We start from the raw sequence: 16,422 nt of genomic DNA, 5'->3' as shown, positions 1-16,422 counted from the left end.
TGCGCCGTGGCGTGTGGATCCGCAACAAGCACGCAAGCGACATGCCACGCGACGCGGCGTTCTGCGCGTGCAGCGCCCAGCCGCGCACTGTGGAAATTCCGAACACCGGCCGCAGCGCTGCGCAACCGCGGTGTTCAGAATCGGTACACCCGTCGTGTTGCGTGCATGAACACCGCACGGTGCGCACGCGCGCCGGCCGCGATCGACATGCTCCCGTTCCGTTTGGCACGCATGTTGCGTAAACGGGATCAGCGCATTCCAACCGGCGCTGTACTCACACAAGCACGATGAACAGGAGACATGTATGAACCCGTTTGACCTGAAACAACTGGGCCTCGACGTCGAATACCCGTACCGCCAGCAATACGACAACTACATCGGCGGCAAGTGGGTGGCGCCCGTGAAGGGCGAGTATTTCGAGAACGTGTCGCCGATCAACGGCCAGCCGTTCTGCCGCGTGCCGCGCTCCGGCGCCGACGACATCGAGCTGGCGCTCGACGCCGCGCATGCCGCGCGCCGCAAGTGGGGCAAGACGTCGGTTGCCGAACGCGCGAACCTGCTGCTCGCCGCCGCCGACCGGATGGAAAAGAACCTGAAGCTGCTGGCCGTGGCCGAGACGATCGACAACGGCAAGCCGCTGCGCGAGACGATGGCGGCCGACCTGCCGCTCGCGATCGACCACTTCCGCTACTTCGCGGGCTGCATCCGCGCGCAGGAAGGCGGCATCTCCGAAATCGACGACAACACCGTCGCGTACCACTTCCACGAGCCGCTCGGCGTGGTCGGCCAGATCATCCCGTGGAATTTCCCGCTGCTGATGGCCGCGTGGAAACTCGCGCCCGCGCTCGCGGCCGGCTGCTGCGTGGTGATGAAGCCGGCCGAGCAGACGCCCGCGTCGGTGCTCGTGCTGATGGAACTGATCGGCGACCTGTTCCCGGCCGGCGCGATCAACATCGTGAACGGCTTCGGCAAGGAAGCGGGCGAAGCGCTCGCGACCAGCAAGCGGATCGCGAAGATCGCGTTCACGGGCTCGACGCCGGTCGGCAAGCACGTGCTGCGCGCGGCGGCCGAAAGCCTGATCCCGTCGACGGTCGAACTGGGCGGCAAGAGCCCGAACATTTTCTTCGCCGACGTGCTCGACCAGGACGACGCGTTCCTCGACAAGGCGCTCGAAGGGCTCGCGATGTTCGCGCTGAACCAGGGCGAAGTGTGCACGTGCCCGTCGCGGATCCTGATCCAGGAATCGATCTACGACCGCTTCATCGAGAAGGCCGTCGCGCGCGTCGAGCGCATCAAGGCCGGCCACCCGCTCGACATGCAGACGATGATCGGCGCGCAGGCGTCACAGCAGCAGCTCGACAAGATCCTGTCGTACATCGACATCGGCCGCGGCGAAGGCGCGCAATGCCTGACGGGCGGCGAGCGCACGGCGCCGGCCGCCGAACTCGGCACGGGCTACTACGTGAAGCCGACGATGCTGCTCGGTAACAACAAGATGCGCGTGTTCCAGGAAGAGATCTTCGGACCGGTCGCGTCGGTGATGACGTTCAAGGACGAGCAGGAGGCGATCGAACTCGCGAACGACACGTTCTACGGGCTCGGCGCGGGCGTGTGGACCCGCAACGGCACGCGTGCGTACCGCATGGGCCGCGAGATCGAGGCCGGCCGCGTGTGGACCAACTGCTATCACCTGTATCCCGCGCATGCGGCGTTCGGCGGCTACAAGCAGTCGGGCATCGGCCGCGAGACGCACAAGATGGCGCTGTCGAACTATCAGCAGACGAAGTGCCTGCTGGTCAGCTATCAGGCCGAGGCGCTCGGGTTCTTCTGATCGCCGAAGCCGTGGCGACGTGTCGTGGCCGGTCGGGCCCGGCACGTCGCCCGGTTCGATTTCCCTGTTCGACAGTCGGCGCCGGTTGCGTTTCCCTGCACGGCCGGCGCCGGCAACGCCGCCGGGTGCCGCCTGTTCGCGGCGGCACGGTGCGCCGATGCATGCAACCGCTCCCAGCATGGCAGAACCGCCCCGATCCTTTCCGCGCCACCCGGTATTCCATCCGGGCGAACTCGACGCGCAGCACCGCTTCGGCGTCGCCGACGAAGCCGAGCGGATGAGCGACGCCGTGACCACGCGGCTGAGCGTCGGCGTGCGGCAGTTCGTCGAATCGCAGCCGTTCATGTTCGTCGGCATGGCATCGGGCGCCGGTGCGTCGATGACCTGCGACATCGTGCAGAGCCGGCGTGACGCGAACGGCGATCTGCTGCCGGTGGTGCGCGTGATCGACACGAAGACGCTGCGCTTCGCGCTGCCCGCCGCGCATGACGGCGACGGCAGCCGGATCGACGCGGCCGCCTGCGACGGCCGCGGCGTCGGATTGCTGTTCGTCGATTTCGTGCGCGGCCTGCGCTACCGGATCAACGGTCGCGCCACGCTGCGCGCGGGTCCGCCGGAAGCGGACGCGGCGCCGTGGGCGGCCGGCAGCGCGATCGTCGAACTGGCGATCGCGCAGGCATACGGCAATTGCGGCACGCGGGTCGTGCGGCTGAAGCCGGCCCCGTAGCCCGCCCCGTAGCCGGCCCGGTACCCGGGCTGCATATGCGGGCGGCGGCGCGTATGCGCGGCGGCCGCGCGGAGCGCACCGGCGGCGTGCGCGGCATGCCGCGTTCGGGTGCGCCCGCATGGCGCGCATCGGCCGGACAGCGTGCAATGGCGGATGGTTCGCCGGGCCGTGCGGTTCGGCACGGGACTTGCGTGATACGCAGGGTTCCGCGCAGGTGAGGGAGGACACGATGAATCGACATGTGGCGTGTACGGAGGAGCCGACCGCCGAAGACACGCGGCGCAGCGCGCAGGGCGACGACGCGTTCGCCGGGCAGGCCGTCGTCAGCGTCGCGCACGATGCGGACGAGCAGGCGCGCAACCTGATCGGCTGGCGGCAGACCTACGACCAGCTCGCGGCCGGCCGCTTCGTCGGCACGCTGACCGAGCTGCCGCTCGACACGATGAAGCTGTTCCGCGAATCGACCAGCCACCTGCTGCGCCAGGCCTGCGAAGTGCGCGGCGATGCGTACTGGTTCGGCATCCCGCTCGTGTGCGACGGCTCGGCGCGCGTCGATGCGTGCCGCATCGGCCCCGGCGCGCTCGCGTTCCGGCCCGGCAACGTCGAATTCGAACTGGTGACGCCCGCGCAGTTCTCGATCTACGGCGTCGTCGTGCGCGGCGACGTGCTGCGCCGCTATGCGGAGGAAGTCGAGCACCGTGCGCTCGACGAGCGGCTGTTCACGCAGCGCGTGATGCAGGTCGGCGACGCGCGGCTCGCGCGCCTGTGCGCGCTGCTCGGCCGCCGGCTCGACGGCGCGGTGGCGATGGCCGGCCCGCTGCCCGATGCGCAGCGCGACGATCTGCAGGCCGAAGTGCTGGCTGCGCTGTTCGATGCGTGCGCGCAACCGGCCGACGGCGGCAGCGGCGCCGCGCCGTCGACGCGCCGCTGGATCGTCGACCAGGCGCGCGACTACGTGCTCGCGCACCGCACGCGCCCGGTGGGCGTGCCCGAGCTGTGCGAACAGTTGCACGTGAGCCGGCGCACGCTGCAGTACTGCTTCCAGGACGTGCTCGGGATGGCACCCGCGACCTACCTGCGCACGCTGCGGCTGAACGGCGCGCGGCGCGACCTGTGCGGGCGCGCGGCCGGCTCGGTGCAGGACGTCGCGGAGGCGTGGGGCTTCTGGCATCTGAGCCAGTTCGCGACCGATTACCGGCGCCTGTTCGGCAAACGGCCATCCGAGACGCTGCGCGATCGCGCGTGACGCGTTCGGCGCGGTGAGCCGGGCGGCCGGCGCGGCGCTCGCGGCGGTGGGGGTGCCGTGCGCGCGCTGTTGCCGGTTCGATCGTTCCGCTCGCCGCCGCGCCGGCTTCGCTCAGGCGGCCGGTGCGAGCCTGGCGGGATCAGCCGGGCAGCCGAAGCGGCGCCCGTGCCGGCGCAGTGCGTGTGCCGCTGCCGATTCGACCGCCACGCTCGCCGACGCGCCGACTTGCTCAGGTGGCCGCTGCCGCCGCGTCGCGCGGCGCGGGCCACGCCTGCGCGTCCCAGTCGATTGCACGGTAAGCGGCGTCGACCGCCGCCAGATCGTCCGGCTGTTCGCTGCGATGCAGCCCGTGCAATTCGGCCGGCACGTCGAGCGTGACCGGCACGCAATGCGGATAGTCGCGCACGCGCAGCGCCGGCCCGATCGTCGTGAAGCACGCGAGCGTCGGCACGTCGAAACCGTCGGCGAGATGCAGCGCCGCCGTGTCCGGCGCGAACAGCAGGCTCGCGCCCTTGATCCACGCGATGAAGCGCGCGGTGTCGGTCGCGTGGCGGCTCACGTCCACGTAAGCCGGATGCGCGATCGGGCCGAAGCCGACCACCGGCAACCCGTAACGTTGCGCGAGCCGTTCCACGAACGCGACGCGCAACGCGGGCGGCACGCTGCGCACCGCGGTGCTCGCATTCGGGCAGAACAGCACGTAAGGCCGCCGCCACTCGGCCGGCAGCGCGGGCAGCGATAGCCGCGCGAGCCAGCGGTTGCGTTTCGCGGCGGCCGGCACGGCGGCCGGATCGACGCCGAGCGCGTCGAGGAAGAAGTCGATCATCGGCAGCCGCGCGAATGCGGGCCAGTACAGGTGATTGCCAACGTCGATGCAATGCGCGTCGGCGGGCAGCGCTTCCGCGGGGCACGGCAGCGCGCGCGACGGCGCGACGACGTCGGCCGCGAGTGCATACAGCGCCTCGACATAGCGCGGCGCGCGCGGGCCGGTACAGCGTGAAGCGCAGGCCCGGATGGGCCGCACGCAGCGCGGCGACGGCCGTCAGCCCGATCACCGAATCGCCGAGCGCGACGCCCATCCCGTTGATCACGTGCACGTGCCGCGCGTCGCCGTAATCGAGCCGGAACGGCCGGTGCGCGGCGTGCAGCAGGCCGAGTGAGGATGCGGCAGGCACGTAGCCGTCGGCGCGCTCGTCGCCATGCTCGAGATCGTACGGCGCGACGAGCGTGCCGTCGGGCGAGAGCAGCGTGCCGGGGCAGGCCAGTGCGTCGTCGTGCGACAGCACGGCGGCGGGCGGTGCGGCGTGCATGTCCATCGCCGTCATGCGCCGCGCGCGCGGCGGCCTTGCTCGCGGATCTGCTCGAGCGTCGCGGCCGGCGTGCTCGCGTCCTGCGGGATGCGGATCTCGATCACCGCGGGCAGCCCGCACGTCAATGCGCGTTCGAGCGCGGGCGCGAAATCGGCGGTGCGCTCGACCGTCTCGCCATGCGCGCCGAACGCACGCGCATAGGCCGCGAAATCCGGGTTCGTGAGCCCGGTGCCGTGCACGCGGCCCGGGTAGTTGCGCTCCTGATGCATGCGGATCGTGCCGAAATGGCCGTTGTTGACGACGATCGCGACGATGTTCAGCCCGTATTGCATCGCGGTCGCGAGCTCGTTGCCGGCCATCATGAAGCAGCCGTCGCCGGCGAGCGCGACGACGGCGCGCTGCGGATACAGCGACTTCGCGGCGAGCGCGGCCGGCAGCCCGTAGCCCATCGCGCCGCTCGTCGGCGCGAGCTGCGAACGGAAGTGCCGGTACGCGAAGTGGCGATGCAGCCAGATCGCATAGTTGCCCGCGCCGTTGGTCAGGATCGCGTCGTGCGGCAGGCGCTCGCGCAACTGCACCATCACGTCGCCGAGCTGCACGTCGCCGGGCATCGGCAGCGGCGCATGCCATTCGCGGTATGCGCGGTGCGCGTCGGCGGCCGTACCGGCCCACGCGGGCCGCTCGGGCGGTTCGAGCGCGGCCAGCGGCGCGGCGATCTCCGGCATGCCCGACACGATCGGCAGGTCGGCGGCGTACACGCGGCCGAGTTCGTCCGCGCCCTGGTGCACGTGGACCAGCGTCTGGCGTGTCTTCGGGATGTCGAGCAGCGTGTAGCCGCCGGTCGTCGCTTCGCCGAGGCGCGGCCCGATCACGAGCAGCAGGTCGGCGTCGCGGATGCGTTTCGCGAGCGCCGGGTTGATTCCGAGTCCGACGTCGCCCGCGTAGTTCGGGTGCGCGTTGTCGATCGTGTCCTGGAAGCGGAACGCGCACGCGACCGGCAATTGCCAGCGTTCGACGAAGGTGCGCAGGTTCGCGCAGGCGTCCGGCGTCCAGCCGCTGCCGCCGACGATCGCGAACGGCCGTTCCGCGCGCGCGAGCCGCTCGCGCAACTCGTCGATCTGCGCGGCCGACGGCGCGGCCGCGATGCGTTTCGCGGCCGGCGCGACGGGCTGCGGCGCGCACGCGTCGGACAGCACGTCCTCCGGCAGCGCGAGCACGACCGGGCCGGGCCGGCCGGACGTCGCGACGTGGAACGCGTGGCTCAGGTATTCGGGAATGCGGCGCGGATCGTCGATCTGCGCGACCCATTTCGCCATCTGGCCGAACATCCGGCGGTAGTCGATTTCCTGGAAGGCTTCGCGGTCGAGGTGCTCGCGTGCGCACTGGCCGACGAACAGGATCATCGGCGTCGAATCCTGGAATGCGGTGTGCACGCCGATCGACGCATGGGTCGCGCCGGGCCCGCGCGTGACGAATGCGATGCCGGGGCGGCCGGTCAGCTTGCCGACCGCTTCGGCCATGTTCGCGGCGGCCGCCTCGTGGCGGCAGACGACCGTCTGGATGCGGGCGGTGTCGTCCGCCAGCGCATCGAGCACGGCGAGGAAGCTCTCGCCCGGCACGCAGAACACGCGTTCGACGTGATTGGCGAGCAACGCATCGACGAGCAAGCGCGCACCGGTGGTGGCGCGCGGCTCGAGATCCTTGGAATGCGACATGGGCTGCCGTCTCCCTGGGTAGCGGGACGTACAGCTTACGCCGGTTGGCGGCGTGCCGGTACGGTGGACGATGAAAAGTGTCGGAACGCTGGGCGGTTCCGCGAGGGCGCACCGCCTTCGGTTGGCCGACCGGCCAGCTTGTGCAGACTGGCGCGACGGCGGAAAGTGAGTGCTATGGATGGCGGGCGGACGCTTGTCTCGATCCGGAGCGGGCATCCCAAATAACAATAAATTGGGATGCCACTCAATAGTAAAATTTCAGCGAATGCGTGGAGAAAGGGGGCGAGAATCGCCATGACGACCGAAACGATTGATCAAAAGACGCTGACGGAACTGGCCGCAGCCGGCGCGGTGCGTGCGGCCCGCGTGGTCGGTTGCGGCAACGGTTGGGCGTTCTCGGCCCGGTGCGGCGCACACGAACGTTTCCTGTCGGCCAAGCGCGGCGACGTTCGGGTGTTTCGCCGTTTTGAAACGCTGGTCGGCTTTCTGCGCGATATCGGTATCAACCGATTCGATGTGGACGCGTCGGCATTCGACCCGGATGCGGCCGGCCGGGCGACCCGGCCCGATCGCGCGGCGGCGCTGAAGGCGGCACACGAGGCGGCGGCCCACGATCGCTGGTTTCGCGAGCAGGTGCAGCAGGCGCTGGACGACCCGCGTGCGTCGATTCCGGACGCCGAAGTCAGCGCCGACTTCGCGTCGCGACGTGCGGCGCTGCGTGACCGGCTTGCCGGCAAGCGCGGGGATGCTTCTTGACCCTTGCGTTGCACTGGAATCCGAAGGCGCACGAGGATCGCGCCGCCATCATGGACACCATCGCCGAGGACGACCCGCTGGCCGCCCTCGAACTCGACGAACTGCTGGAAGAAAGGGCGGCGGCGTTACCGGCCCATGCCGAGTTGTATCGGCGAGGGCGGGTGGCCGGCACGCGTGAGCTGGTGGTCGCGCCGAACGATGTGTTCGTGTATCGCATCCGGCCGGCCGAGGGCATCGTGGAGATCCTCCGCGTGCTGCATGCGCGACGGCAATGGCCGTGACGCGCGCATTCACTGCCGGCTCGTCAGCCGAAGGAACACCTGTTATGTACACACATGGATTTACATCTCGGCCCGCATCGGATAATGTACATACAATGTACATCCGGGCGGAGATCGACATGCATACTACGAGGGTATTCAGAAACGGCAACTCGCAGGCCGTGCGTATTCCTGCGGACCTTGCCTATGAACGCAGCGATATCGAGCTGGAAATCGAGCGCGTCGGTGACGAAATCCGCATTCGGCCGATGCGGCGGCCTCTGACCAACGTACTCGAGAAATTCGCGAAATTCGGGCCGGACTTCATGACCGAAGGGCGTGGCGACCATGAACAGGCCGAACGTGAGGGCTTGTGATGCCGCGCTTCATGCTCGACACCAACATGTGCATCTATCTGATGAAGAATCAGCCGGAGCAGGTCGCGAGACGATTTGCGCAGTGCTACACGGGCGACGTCGTCATGTCGGCGGTCACTTATGCGGAGCTCGAGTACGGCGTGACCGCATGCACGAGCCCTGCCCGGGAGCGCCGCAATCTCGCGGCGTTGATCGAGGATATTCCCGTCGCGCCTTTCGACGCCCCGGCCGCGCAAGCGTATGGTCCGATCCGCGAGGCCACCCGCGAACGGAAGAAGGATCACCTCGACAAATTGATCGCCGCTCATGCGGTGTCGCTCGATGTCGTCCTGGTGACCAACAACGAGCGGGATTTCGTCAGCTATCCGGGATTGCGCGTGGAGAACTGGCTGAACGATTAGTGCCGGGTGTCGAGCCCGGCGGCAATACGTCGGCCGACCGGCCTCGCATTGCCGCCGGGTCCCGCATCAGCACTCGACGATATTCACCGCCAGCCCGCCGCGCGACGTTTCCTTGTACTTGGTCTTCATGTCGGCGCCCGTCTCGCGCATCGTCTTGATCACCGAGTCGAGCGACACGTAGTGCGAGCCGTCGCCGCGCAGCGCCATGCGCGCCGCGTTGACGGCCTTCACCGACGCCATCGCGTTGCGCTCGATGCACGGAATTTGCACCATCCCGCCGACCGGGTCGCAGGTCAGGCCGAGGTTGTGCTCCATCCCGATCTCGGCCGCGTTCTCGACCTGCTGGGGCGTGCCGCCGAGCACGGCCGCGAGCGCGCCGGCCGCCATCGAGCACGCAACGCCCACTTCGCCCTGGCAGCCGACTTCCGCGCCCGAGATCGATGCGTTGAGCTTGTACAGGATGCCGATCGCGGCGGCCGTCAGCAGGAAGTCGATCACGCCCTGTTCGTTCGCGCCGGGCGTGAAGCGCGTGTAGTAGTGGAGCACGGCCGGGATGATGCCGGCCGCGCCGTTGGTCGGCGCGGTGACGACGCGGCCGCCGGCCGCGTTTTCCTCGTTGACCGCGATCGCGTACAGGTTGATCCAGTCGATCATCGACAGCGGATCCTGCAGCGCGCGTTCGGGGCTGCCCGTCAGCGTGCGGTACAACTGCGGCGCGCGGCGCTTGACCTGGAACGGGCCGGGCAGGTTGCCGTCGGCGTCCGGGTTGCCGATCCCGCACCCGCGCGACACGCACGACTGCATCACGGCCCAGATCTTCAGCAGCCCGTCGCGCGTTTCTTCCTCGGTGTGCCACGCGCGCTCGTTTTCCCACATCAGTTGCGCGATCGACTTGCCGGTCGACGCGGTCAGCGCGAGCAGCTCCGCGCCGGTGCGGAACGGGTGCGTCATCTGCTCGGCCGCGCTCAGCACCTTCGTGTTCGGCGCGCCGGCCGTCACGACGAAGCCGCCGCCGACCGACAGGTACGTGCGCTCGACCAGCACCGCGCCGTTCGCGTCGCTCGCGCGCAGCTTCATCCCGTTCGGATGTTCGGGCAGCGCCTGGCGGTAGAACGCGATGTGCTCCTTCAGCACGAACGGCACCGGGTGCGTGCCGAGCAGCGCGAGTTGCTTCGTCTTGCGGACGTCTTCGAGCCGCGCGTCGATCGTGTCGGGATCGACGGTGTCGGGCGCGTCGCCGAGCAGGCCGAGCATCACGCCGCGGTCGGTGCCGTGGCCCTTGCCGGTGGCGCCGAGCGAGCCGTACAGCTCGACCTTCACGTGAGCCGTCGCGTCGAGCAGCCCGTCGCGCTCGAGGCCCTGGACGAACATCAGCGCGGCGCGCATCGGCCCGACCGTGTGCGAACTGGACGGACCGATGCCGATCTTGAAGAGGTCAAACACGCTGACTGCCATTTCGATACCTGCCTTGCTGTAAGAATGGTGCTAGCGCGCCTGCAATGGCAGGCACGCGGCGAGCCATGCGGGCGGCGTTGGGGAAAGCTGCTGCGCGACGCGGGCATAGCGCCCGTCGAGCCGCACGGCCAGATGAAAGAGTTCGGTGGCGTTTTTCGGGTCCCACTGCCCCGTATAACCCGGCAAGCCGGCCTCGCGGCGCTTCGCGTCGAACGGCACCGGCGAATTCACGAATTCCTCGTGCGTCTTTTCGCCGAGCGCGTACGGCACGAGCCAGTCGAGCGCGGCCGCGAGCGTCGCGCCGTTCGCACCGCGCTCGCGCAGCCAGTTGCGGTTGAAGCGGCGCGCGGCGAGCGCGGCCGTCACCAGCGGCTGGAGATCGTAGACCGCGTAATGCAGCGCATCGCGTTCCTCGAAATCCCAGGTCTTGCCGTCCGGGCCGATGTTGTCGGCGAGATGCTCGACGAACAGCCGCTGCGCGGCGTTCATCATCTTGCGGTCGCCGAGCGTGAACGCGGACAACGCGATCAGCTTGATCCGGTGGCTCTGCCAGTTGTTGCGCCAGGTGCCGGTGAGCGGGCGTTTCTGCGCGTCGACCTGCGCGACGTAGCCGGCGCCGAGCTTCGCGATGAACGCGGCCGTCGCGTTGCGCGTTTTCACCGGCAGCGCGCTCGCGGTCATGTCGTACGCGACGATCAGGCTGTCGAAGCGCGTCTCGTCGATCGGGTTGAAGCTCGGCTGGTAGGTCGAGACCCACGCGGACAGGAAGCGGTCGACGAGCTGCAGATAGCGCGGCGCGTTCGTCACGCGCCACGCGAGCGCCGCATCGCGCATCAGGTCCATGTCCTTGAGCGCGGCTTCACTCTGGTCGTGGATGCCTTCATGCGGCAGCGTGCCCTCGGTATGCACGCGCGCCATCGCCTTCGGCTGCTCGCCGATGCGTGCGTCGACGCTGCGGATCAGCGCCTGCACGCCCGGCTCGGCCTGCGTCGTCTCGCTTGCCTGCAGTGCGGGCGCCGCGCAGAAATTCATTGCCGCGCGCGCACTGCCGGACACGCCGAGGCCGGCGGCGGCCAGCGACAACGATGCGACGAGCATCGGCACGTAGCGGCCTGCGCGCACGCGCGGCCGCCGCGCGGTTGCGCCATGGCCCGGAAACATCGGACGCACCATGCGGAACTCCTTCATTGGCTGGATCGCGTGTGATGTTAGCCGGATTGGCGCGCAAGCGTGAAACGGTTGGCCGGGCGGCGAACGTAAAAACCGCACGCAACCGGTGGCTGCGTGCGGGGTGGTCACGGTCGGACGCTCCGGTGCGAGACGTGCGTTATGCGTAGTCCGACATCGGCACGCACGAGCAGAACAGGTTGCGGTCGCCATAGGCGTTGTCCGCGCGGCCGACCGGCGGCCAGTACTTGTTCGTGCCGAGCGACGCGACTGGGTACGCGGCCTGCTCGCGCGAGTACGCGTGCGGCCATTCGTTCGCGGTGACGACGGCCGCCGTGTGCGGCGCGTGACGCAGCGGGTTGTCCTCGCGATCGGCGCGGCCTTCCTCGACCGCGCGGATTTCCTCGCGGATCGCGATCATCGCGGCGATGAAGCGGTCGAGTTCTTCCTGCGATTCCGATTCGGTCGGCTCGACCATCAGCGTGCCCGGCACCGGGAAGCTCATCGTCGGCGCGTGGAAGCCGTAGTCCATCAGGCGCTTCGCGACGTCGTCGACGGTGATGCCGCTCGTTTCCTTGATCGGACGCAGGTCGAGAATGCACTCGTGCGCGACCAGCCCGCCCGGGCCCGAATACAGCACCGGGTAATGCGGCGCGAGGCGCTTCGCGATGTAGTTCGCGTTGAGGATCGCGGTTTCGGTCGCGGCGGTCAGGTTCTTCGCGCCCATCATCGCGATGTACATCCACGAGATCGGCAGGATCGACGCCGAGCCGTACGGCGCGGCCGACACCGCGCCGATGCCGTCTTCCGCGCGGGCGTAGCCGGTCGAGCGCTGGTTCGGCAGGAACTTCGCGAGGTGCGCGCCGACCGCCACCGGGCCGACGCCCGGGCCGCCGCCGCCGTGCGGGATGCAGAAGGTCTTGTGCAGGTTCAGGTGCGACACGTCGCCGCCGAACTGGCCGGGCGCGGTCAGGCCGACCATCGCGTTCATGTTCGCGCCGTCGACGTACACCTGGCCGCCGTGCGCGTGGACGATCTCGCAGATCTCGCGCACGTTCTGCTCGAACACGCCGTGCGTCGACGGATACGTGATCATGATCGCCGCGAGGTTCGCCGAATGCTGCTCGGCCTTCGCCTTCAGGTCGGCGATGTCGACGTTGCCCTGCGCGTCGCACGCGACGACCACGACCTTCATGCCGGCCATGTGCGCGGACGCCGGGTTCGTGCCGTGCGCGGACGCCGGGATCAGGCACACGTCGCGATGGCCTTCGCCGCGCGACGCGTGGTACGCGTGGATGATCAGCAGGCCCGCGTACTCGCCCTGCGAGCCCGCGTTCGGTTGCAGCGACACGGCCGCGTAGCCGGTGGCCGCGACGAGCATCTGTTCGAGCTGGTCGATCATCTCGCGGTAGCCGACGGTCTGCTCGGCCGGCGCGAACGGATGGATGCCGCCGAACTCGGGCCACGTGACGGGCAGCATTTCCGACGTCGCGTTCAGCTTCATCGTGCACGAGCCGAGCGGGATCATCGAGCGGTCGAGCGCGAGATCCTTGTCCGACAGGCTGCGCAGGTAGCGCAGCATTTCGGTTTCGGAATGGTGGCGGTTGAACACCGGGTGCGTCAGGTACGCGCTCGTGCGCTCGAGGCCGGCCGGCAGCGCGGCGACGCCGGCGAGACCCGCGTCCAGCGCGTCGACGGCCGGTGCCGTGCCACCCGCGGCCTGCGCGAACACGTCGAGCAGATCGGCGAGGTCGTCGCGCGTCGTCGTTTCGTCGACCGACACGCCGACTTGCGTGTCGCTCACGCGGCGCAGGTTGATGCGCTTGGCTTTCGCGAATGCGTGGATCTGCGCGGTGCGCGTGCCGGTGTCGATCGTCAGCGTGTCGAAGAACGTGTCGTTGACGGTCGCGAAGCCGAGCTGCTTCACGCCGGCGGCGAGCAGCGCCGCGATGCGGTTCACGCGCAGCGCGATCGTCTTCAGGCCGTGCGGGCCGTGGTAGACCGCGTACATGCTCGCCATGATCGCGAGCAGCGCCTGCGCGGTACACACGTTCGACGTCGCCTTCTCGCGGCGGATGTGCTGTTCGCGCGTCTGCAGCGCGAGACGCAGCGCGGGCTTGCCCTGCGCGTCGACCGTCACGCCGACGAGGCGGCCCGGCATCTGGCGCTTGAATTCGTCGCGCACGGCCATGTAGGCGGCGTGCGGGCCGCCGAAGCCCATCGGCACGCCGAAGCGCTGCGTGTTGCCGATTGCGACGTCGGCGCCCCATTCGCCGGGCGGCGTCAGCACGGTCAGCGCGAGCAGGTCGGCCGCGACGACCACGTGGCCGCCGGCCGCGTGGATCGCTTCGGTGAGCGCGCGGTAGTCGCGCACGTCGCCGTTCACGCCCGGGTACTGCAGCAGCACGCCGAACGCGTTCGCCTGCGCGGCGTCGGCAGCCGGGCCCGTCTTGACCTCGATGCCGATCGGCAGCGCGCGCGTGCGGATCACTTCGAGCGTTTGCGGCAGCACGTCGTCGGCGACGTAGAACACGTTCGACTTCGGCTTGCCGGTGCGCTGCAGCAGCGTCATCGCTTCGGCCGCGGCGGTGGCTTCGTCGAGCAGCGATGCGTTCGAGATCGCGAGGCCCGTGAGATCGGCCACCATCTGCTGGAAGTTCAGGAGCGCCTCGAGGCGGCCCTGGGAAATTTCGGGCTGGTACGGCGTGTAGGCCGTGTACCACGCCGGGTTTTCGAGCACGTTGCGCAGGATCACGGCCGGCGTGTGCGTGTCGTGATAACCCTGGCCGATATACGAGCGGAACACCTGGTTCTTGTCCGCGAGCGCACGCAGCGCGGCGAGGGCTTCGGCCTCGCTCTTCGGCTGCGCGAACGGGCCGAGCGGCAGCGTGTCGGCGCGGCGGATCGACGCCGGGATCACGGCGTCGATCAGCGCGGCGCGCGACGCGAAGCCGAGCGTGTCGAGCATGGCCTGCTGGCTGGCGGCATCGGGGCCGATGTGGCGTTCGGCGAACGCGTCGTGCGTTTCGAGCGCGGCGAGCGAGAGGGGCGTGCGGTTCATCAGACGGTCCGGGTGTTCGAGCTTCATGGCGTGACTCTGGTCCCGCGCGCGCCGAGGCCGGCGTCGCGCGGTTCGGGTAGGGAAATTAGTCGATCAGCTTGCTGTAGGCGTCGGCGTCGATCAGCTTGTCGGTCGAGGCGCCGGCCGCGAGCTTGATCTTGAAGAGCCACACGCCGTACGCGTCGCCGTTCACTTCTTCGGGCGCATCGGTGGCGGCTTCGTTGATGGCGACGATCTCGCCGGACACCGGCGAGTAGATGTCGGATGCCGCCTTCACCGATTCGACGACGCCGACGGCGTCGCCCGCGCTCACCGACTTGCCGACTTCGGGCAGCTCGAGGAAGACGATGTCGCCGAGCGTGCTCTGCGCGTGATCGGTGATGCCGACCGTCAGCGTGCCGTCCGCCTCGGTGCGGATCCACTCGTGTTCGTCGGTGTACTTCAGATCGGCCGGGACGTTGCTCATCGGATGCTCCTGGATAAAAGGGTTTGTTCGTTCTGCTGGCGCGCCGCCATGGTGCGCCGGATGGGGTTGCGCCGGGCGCCATCTCCCGGCTTGCCGGGAGGCGGCCTGCCGGGCCGCTTCTCGGTCGTTACGCAGCGAGGACCTTGCCGTTGCGCACGAACGGCAGTTTTACCACGCGTGCGGGAAGATGCTTGTCTCGAATTTGCACCTGGACGGTGTCGCCGATCTGGACGGCTGCCGGCACGCGCGCGAACGCGATCGATTCCTGCATCGACGGTGAGAACGTGCCGCTCGTGATCTCGCCTTCGCCATGCGGCGTGACGACCTTCTGGTGCGCGCGCAGCACGCCGCCCGCCTTGCCGTTTTCCTTCTGCAGGATCAGGCCGACGAACGCGGCGCGCGTGCCGTTGGCTTCCAGGGCGGCGCGGCCGACGAAGTCGCGCGGCGCGGTGAGGTCGACCGTCCACGCGAGGCCCGCGTCGAGCGGGGACACGGTGTCGTCCATGTCCTGGCCGTACAGGTTCATGCCGGCCTCGAGGCGCAGCGTGTCGCGCGCGCCGAGCCCGCACGGGCGCACGCCGTTTTGCTGCAGCGCATGCCACAGCGCTTCGACGTGCACGGCCGGGACGATCACCTCGAAGCCGTCCTCGCCGGTGTAGCCGGTGCGGGCGACGGTGAGATCGCCGAACGGCGTGCCGGCGACCTGCGCGGCGTTGAACGGCTTGAGCTCGCTGGTGGCGGCGCGGGCGGCGGGCACCGTCGCCCAGACCTTTTCACGGGCGTTCGGACCCTGGACGGCGATGATCGCGAAATCGCGGCGCGGCGCGATCGTCAGGCCGTAGCCGCCTTGCTCGTTCAGCTGGTTGAACCACGCGATGTCCTTCTCGGCGGTGCCGGCGTTGACGACCACGCGGAAGAATTCTTCGGTGAAGTAATAGACGATCAGATCGTCGATGACGCCGCCCTGCGGGTTGAGCAGGCAGGAGTAGAGCGCCTTGCCGGGCGTCTTGAGCTTGCCGACGTTGTTCGCGATCGCATGCTCGAAGAACGCGCGCACGCGGCTGCCGGTGAAATCGACGACGCACATGTGCGACACGTCGAACATGCCGGCGTCGGTGCGCACGGCCGCGTGTTCTTCGATCTGCGAGCCGTAGTTGACGGGCATGTCCCAGCCGCCGAAGTCGACCATGCGGGCGTTGAGCGCGCGGTGCGCGGCGTTGAGCGGGGTGTGATTCAGTGCAGTCATCGAGGCCTCAGGCAAGGCGCTTGCGCGCGGATCAGAACGGCCATGTGCCGACCGCCGCGGCCGATGGCCTCGAGCGATCCGGTACATGCCCCTCTGTCCTCGATACCTGAGAGATTGCGCTGCGGGCCAAGCCCGGCGAACGCGCGCCCCTTCGGTGGGCAGCTTGCCCGCGCAGCCGATGCGCTGCGGGCTACTGCCGCTCTCCAGAGTGCGGGGAGCGTATGGCCCGCGCAGTGCGCGGACGCGATTCCCCGACGCGGTCGGTCCTTTTGCCTGAGAGTTTGCGGGTGTGCCCCTTCGGCGGCGCAACCGGTGTCGGAACACCCGGTCACACGCTCTCCCGACGCGTGCGGGCGACTGTACGCGAGCGGGTGGGCGTTGTCAATTTGAGCAAAAGAATGTCG

General features: G+C 69.1%; 13 protein-coding genes, 1 pseudogene and 2 riboswitches. Of the genes and pseudogenes, 7 read left to right on the top strand and 7 right to left on the bottom strand.

Features of this window, described 5'->3' with window-relative positions; genetic code table 11:
* Window positions 1-304: 304 nt before the first annotated feature.
* The 3 genes from LGN10_RS22440 to LGN10_RS22430 all read left to right on the top strand — a co-directional run bounded on the left by LGN10_RS22440 (window position 305) and on the right by LGN10_RS22430 (window position 3,804).
* On the top strand, window positions 305-1,831 hold the full coding sequence (locus tag LGN10_RS22440; protein ID WP_059580582.1) for an aldehyde dehydrogenase family protein: 1,527 nt from the start codon (window positions 305-307) through the stop codon (window positions 1,829-1,831).
* 178 nt (window positions 1,832-2,009) lie between these two features.
* On the top strand, window positions 2,010-2,558 hold the full coding sequence (locus LGN10_RS22435) for a hypothetical protein (RefSeq protein ID WP_124863064.1): 549 nt from the start codon (window positions 2,010-2,012) through the stop codon (window positions 2,556-2,558).
* A gap of 229 nt (window positions 2,559-2,787) precedes the next feature.
* A complete protein-coding gene (locus LGN10_RS22430) occupies window positions 2,788-3,804 on the top strand; it encodes a helix-turn-helix domain-containing protein (protein ID WP_059638453.1) in 1,017 nt (338 codons plus the stop codon).
* A gap of 229 nt (window positions 3,805-4,033) precedes the next feature.
* On the opposite strand, the pseudogene LGN10_RS22425 reads toward LGN10_RS22430, so the two are convergent.
* A pseudogene (locus LGN10_RS22425) lies at window positions 4,034-5,129 on the bottom strand (ADP-heptose--LPS heptosyltransferase).
* Window positions 5,126-6,829 (bottom strand): thiamine pyrophosphate-binding protein, encoded by a 1,704-nt coding sequence (locus tag LGN10_RS22420; protein ID WP_226225065.1) that lies wholly within the window; start codon window positions 6,827-6,829, stop codon window positions 5,126-5,128. The pseudogene LGN10_RS22425 and the gene LGN10_RS22420 overlap by 4 nt, the downstream one beginning before the upstream one ends.
* Window positions 6,830-7,123: 294 nt before the next feature.
* Between LGN10_RS22420 and LGN10_RS22415 the strand changes: the two genes are divergently transcribed.
* The 4 genes from LGN10_RS22415 to LGN10_RS22400 all read left to right on the top strand — a co-directional run bounded on the left by LGN10_RS22415 (window position 7,124) and on the right by LGN10_RS22400 (window position 8,623).
* Window positions 7,124-7,585 carry a hypothetical protein gene (locus LGN10_RS22415; RefSeq protein WP_124658521.1) on the top strand — a complete coding sequence of 154 codons (462 nt, stop codon included), beginning with the start codon at window positions 7,124-7,126 and terminating at the stop codon, window positions 7,583-7,585.
* The gene (locus LGN10_RS22410) at window positions 7,582-7,866 is read left to right on the top strand and encodes a type II toxin-antitoxin system RelE/ParE family toxin (protein WP_124658522.1); all 285 of its coding nucleotides are present in this window, start codon (window positions 7,582-7,584) and stop codon (window positions 7,864-7,866) included. The genes LGN10_RS22415 and LGN10_RS22410 overlap by 4 nt, the downstream gene beginning before the upstream one ends.
* A 119-nt stretch (window positions 7,867-7,985) precedes the next feature.
* Window positions 7,986-8,222, top strand: coding sequence for a type II toxin-antitoxin system VapB family antitoxin (gene vapB, locus LGN10_RS22405; RefSeq protein ID WP_059580709.1), 237 nt, complete (start codon window positions 7,986-7,988; stop codon window positions 8,220-8,222).
* Complete coding sequence (locus tag LGN10_RS22400; protein ID WP_059580596.1) at window positions 8,222-8,623, top strand: type II toxin-antitoxin system VapC family toxin; 402 nt, start codon at window positions 8,222-8,224, stop codon at window positions 8,621-8,623. The genes vapB and LGN10_RS22400 overlap by 1 nt, the downstream gene beginning before the upstream one ends.
* A gap of 66 nt (window positions 8,624-8,689) precedes the next feature.
* On the opposite strand, the gene LGN10_RS22395 is transcribed toward LGN10_RS22400, so the two are convergent.
* From LGN10_RS22395 to gcvT, 5 genes are all read right to left on the bottom strand, one after another.
* Entirely contained in the window at window positions 8,690-10,078 is a 1,389-nt protein-coding gene (locus LGN10_RS22395; protein WP_059638442.1) for an L-serine ammonia-lyase, read from the bottom strand.
* A 30-nt stretch (window positions 10,079-10,108) separates the two neighbouring features.
* Window positions 10,109-11,251, bottom strand: coding sequence for an alginate lyase family protein (locus LGN10_RS22390; RefSeq protein WP_226225064.1), 1,143 nt, complete (start codon window positions 11,249-11,251; stop codon window positions 10,109-10,111).
* Between the two features lie 154 nt (window positions 11,252-11,405).
* Window positions 11,406-14,333 carry an aminomethyl-transferring glycine dehydrogenase gene (gene gcvP / locus LGN10_RS22385; protein ID WP_226225063.1) on the bottom strand — a complete coding sequence of 976 codons (2,928 nt, stop codon included), beginning with the start codon at window positions 14,331-14,333 and terminating at the stop codon, window positions 11,406-11,408.
* Window positions 14,334-14,391: 58 nt separating this feature from the next.
* Window positions 14,392-14,772: a glycine cleavage system protein GcvH gene (gene gcvH, locus LGN10_RS22380; protein WP_059580605.1), complete on the bottom strand. Its 381-nt coding sequence runs from the start codon at window positions 14,770-14,772 to the stop codon at window positions 14,392-14,394.
* Window positions 14,773-14,899: 127 nt separating this feature from the next.
* Window positions 14,900-16,018, bottom strand: a complete 1,119-nt coding sequence (gene gcvT / locus LGN10_RS22375; RefSeq protein WP_089464446.1) for a glycine cleavage system aminomethyltransferase GcvT — start codon at window positions 16,016-16,018, stop codon at window positions 14,900-14,902.
* Window positions 16,019-16,101: 83 nt separating this feature from the next.
* Window positions 16,102-16,235: riboswitch (glycine riboswitch) on the bottom strand.
* A 33-nt stretch (window positions 16,236-16,268) separates the two neighbouring features.
* Window positions 16,269-16,371: riboswitch (glycine riboswitch) on the bottom strand.
* Between the last annotated feature and the right edge of the window lie 51 nt (window positions 16,372-16,422).

It is taken from the genome of Burkholderia sp. AU32262, assembly GCF_020419985.1.
Classification (GTDB): domain Bacteria; phylum Pseudomonadota; class Gammaproteobacteria; order Burkholderiales; family Burkholderiaceae; genus Burkholderia; species Burkholderia semiarida.
This window is presented reverse-complemented; position numbering and strand designations above follow the sequence as displayed.

What these genes read in the sequence shown, in the direction of transcription:
- LGN10_RS22440 (WP_059580582.1), top strand. Translation starts at nt 305, where the DNA reads ATGAACCCGTTTGACCTGAAACAACTGGGCCTCGACGTCGAATACCCG.
- LGN10_RS22435 (WP_124863064.1), top strand. Translation starts at nt 2,010, where the DNA reads ATGGCAGAACCGCCCCGATCCTTTCCGCGCCACCCGGTATTCCATCCG.
- LGN10_RS22430 (WP_059638453.1), top strand. Translation starts at nt 2,788, where the DNA reads ATGAATCGACATGTGGCGTGTACGGAGGAGCCGACCGCCGAAGACACG.
- LGN10_RS22420 (WP_226225065.1), bottom strand. Translation starts at nt 6,829, where the DNA reads ATGTCGCATTCCAAGGATCTCGAGCCGCGCGCCACCACCGGTGCGCGC.
- LGN10_RS22415 (WP_124658521.1), top strand. Translation starts at nt 7,124, where the DNA reads ATGACGACCGAAACGATTGATCAAAAGACGCTGACGGAACTGGCCGCA.
- vapB (WP_059580709.1), top strand. Translation starts at nt 7,986, where the DNA reads ATGCATACTACGAGGGTATTCAGAAACGGCAACTCGCAGGCCGTGCGT.
- LGN10_RS22400 (WP_059580596.1), top strand. Translation starts at nt 8,222, where the DNA reads ATGCCGCGCTTCATGCTCGACACCAACATGTGCATCTATCTGATGAAG.
- LGN10_RS22395 (WP_059638442.1), bottom strand. Translation starts at nt 10,078, where the DNA reads ATGGCAGTCAGCGTGTTTGACCTCTTCAAGATCGGCATCGGTCCGTCC.
- LGN10_RS22390 (WP_226225064.1), bottom strand. Translation starts at nt 11,251, where the DNA reads ATGGTGCGTCCGATGTTTCCGGGCCATGGCGCAACCGCGCGGCGGCCG.
- gcvP (WP_226225063.1), bottom strand. Translation starts at nt 14,333, where the DNA reads ATGAAGCTCGAACACCCGGACCGTCTGATGAACCGCACGCCCCTCTCG.
- gcvH (WP_059580605.1), bottom strand. Translation starts at nt 14,772, where the DNA reads ATGAGCAACGTCCCGGCCGATCTGAAGTACACCGACGAACACGAGTGG.
- gcvT (WP_089464446.1), bottom strand. Translation starts at nt 16,018, where the DNA reads ATGACTGCACTGAATCACACCCCGCTCAACGCCGCGCACCGCGCGCTC.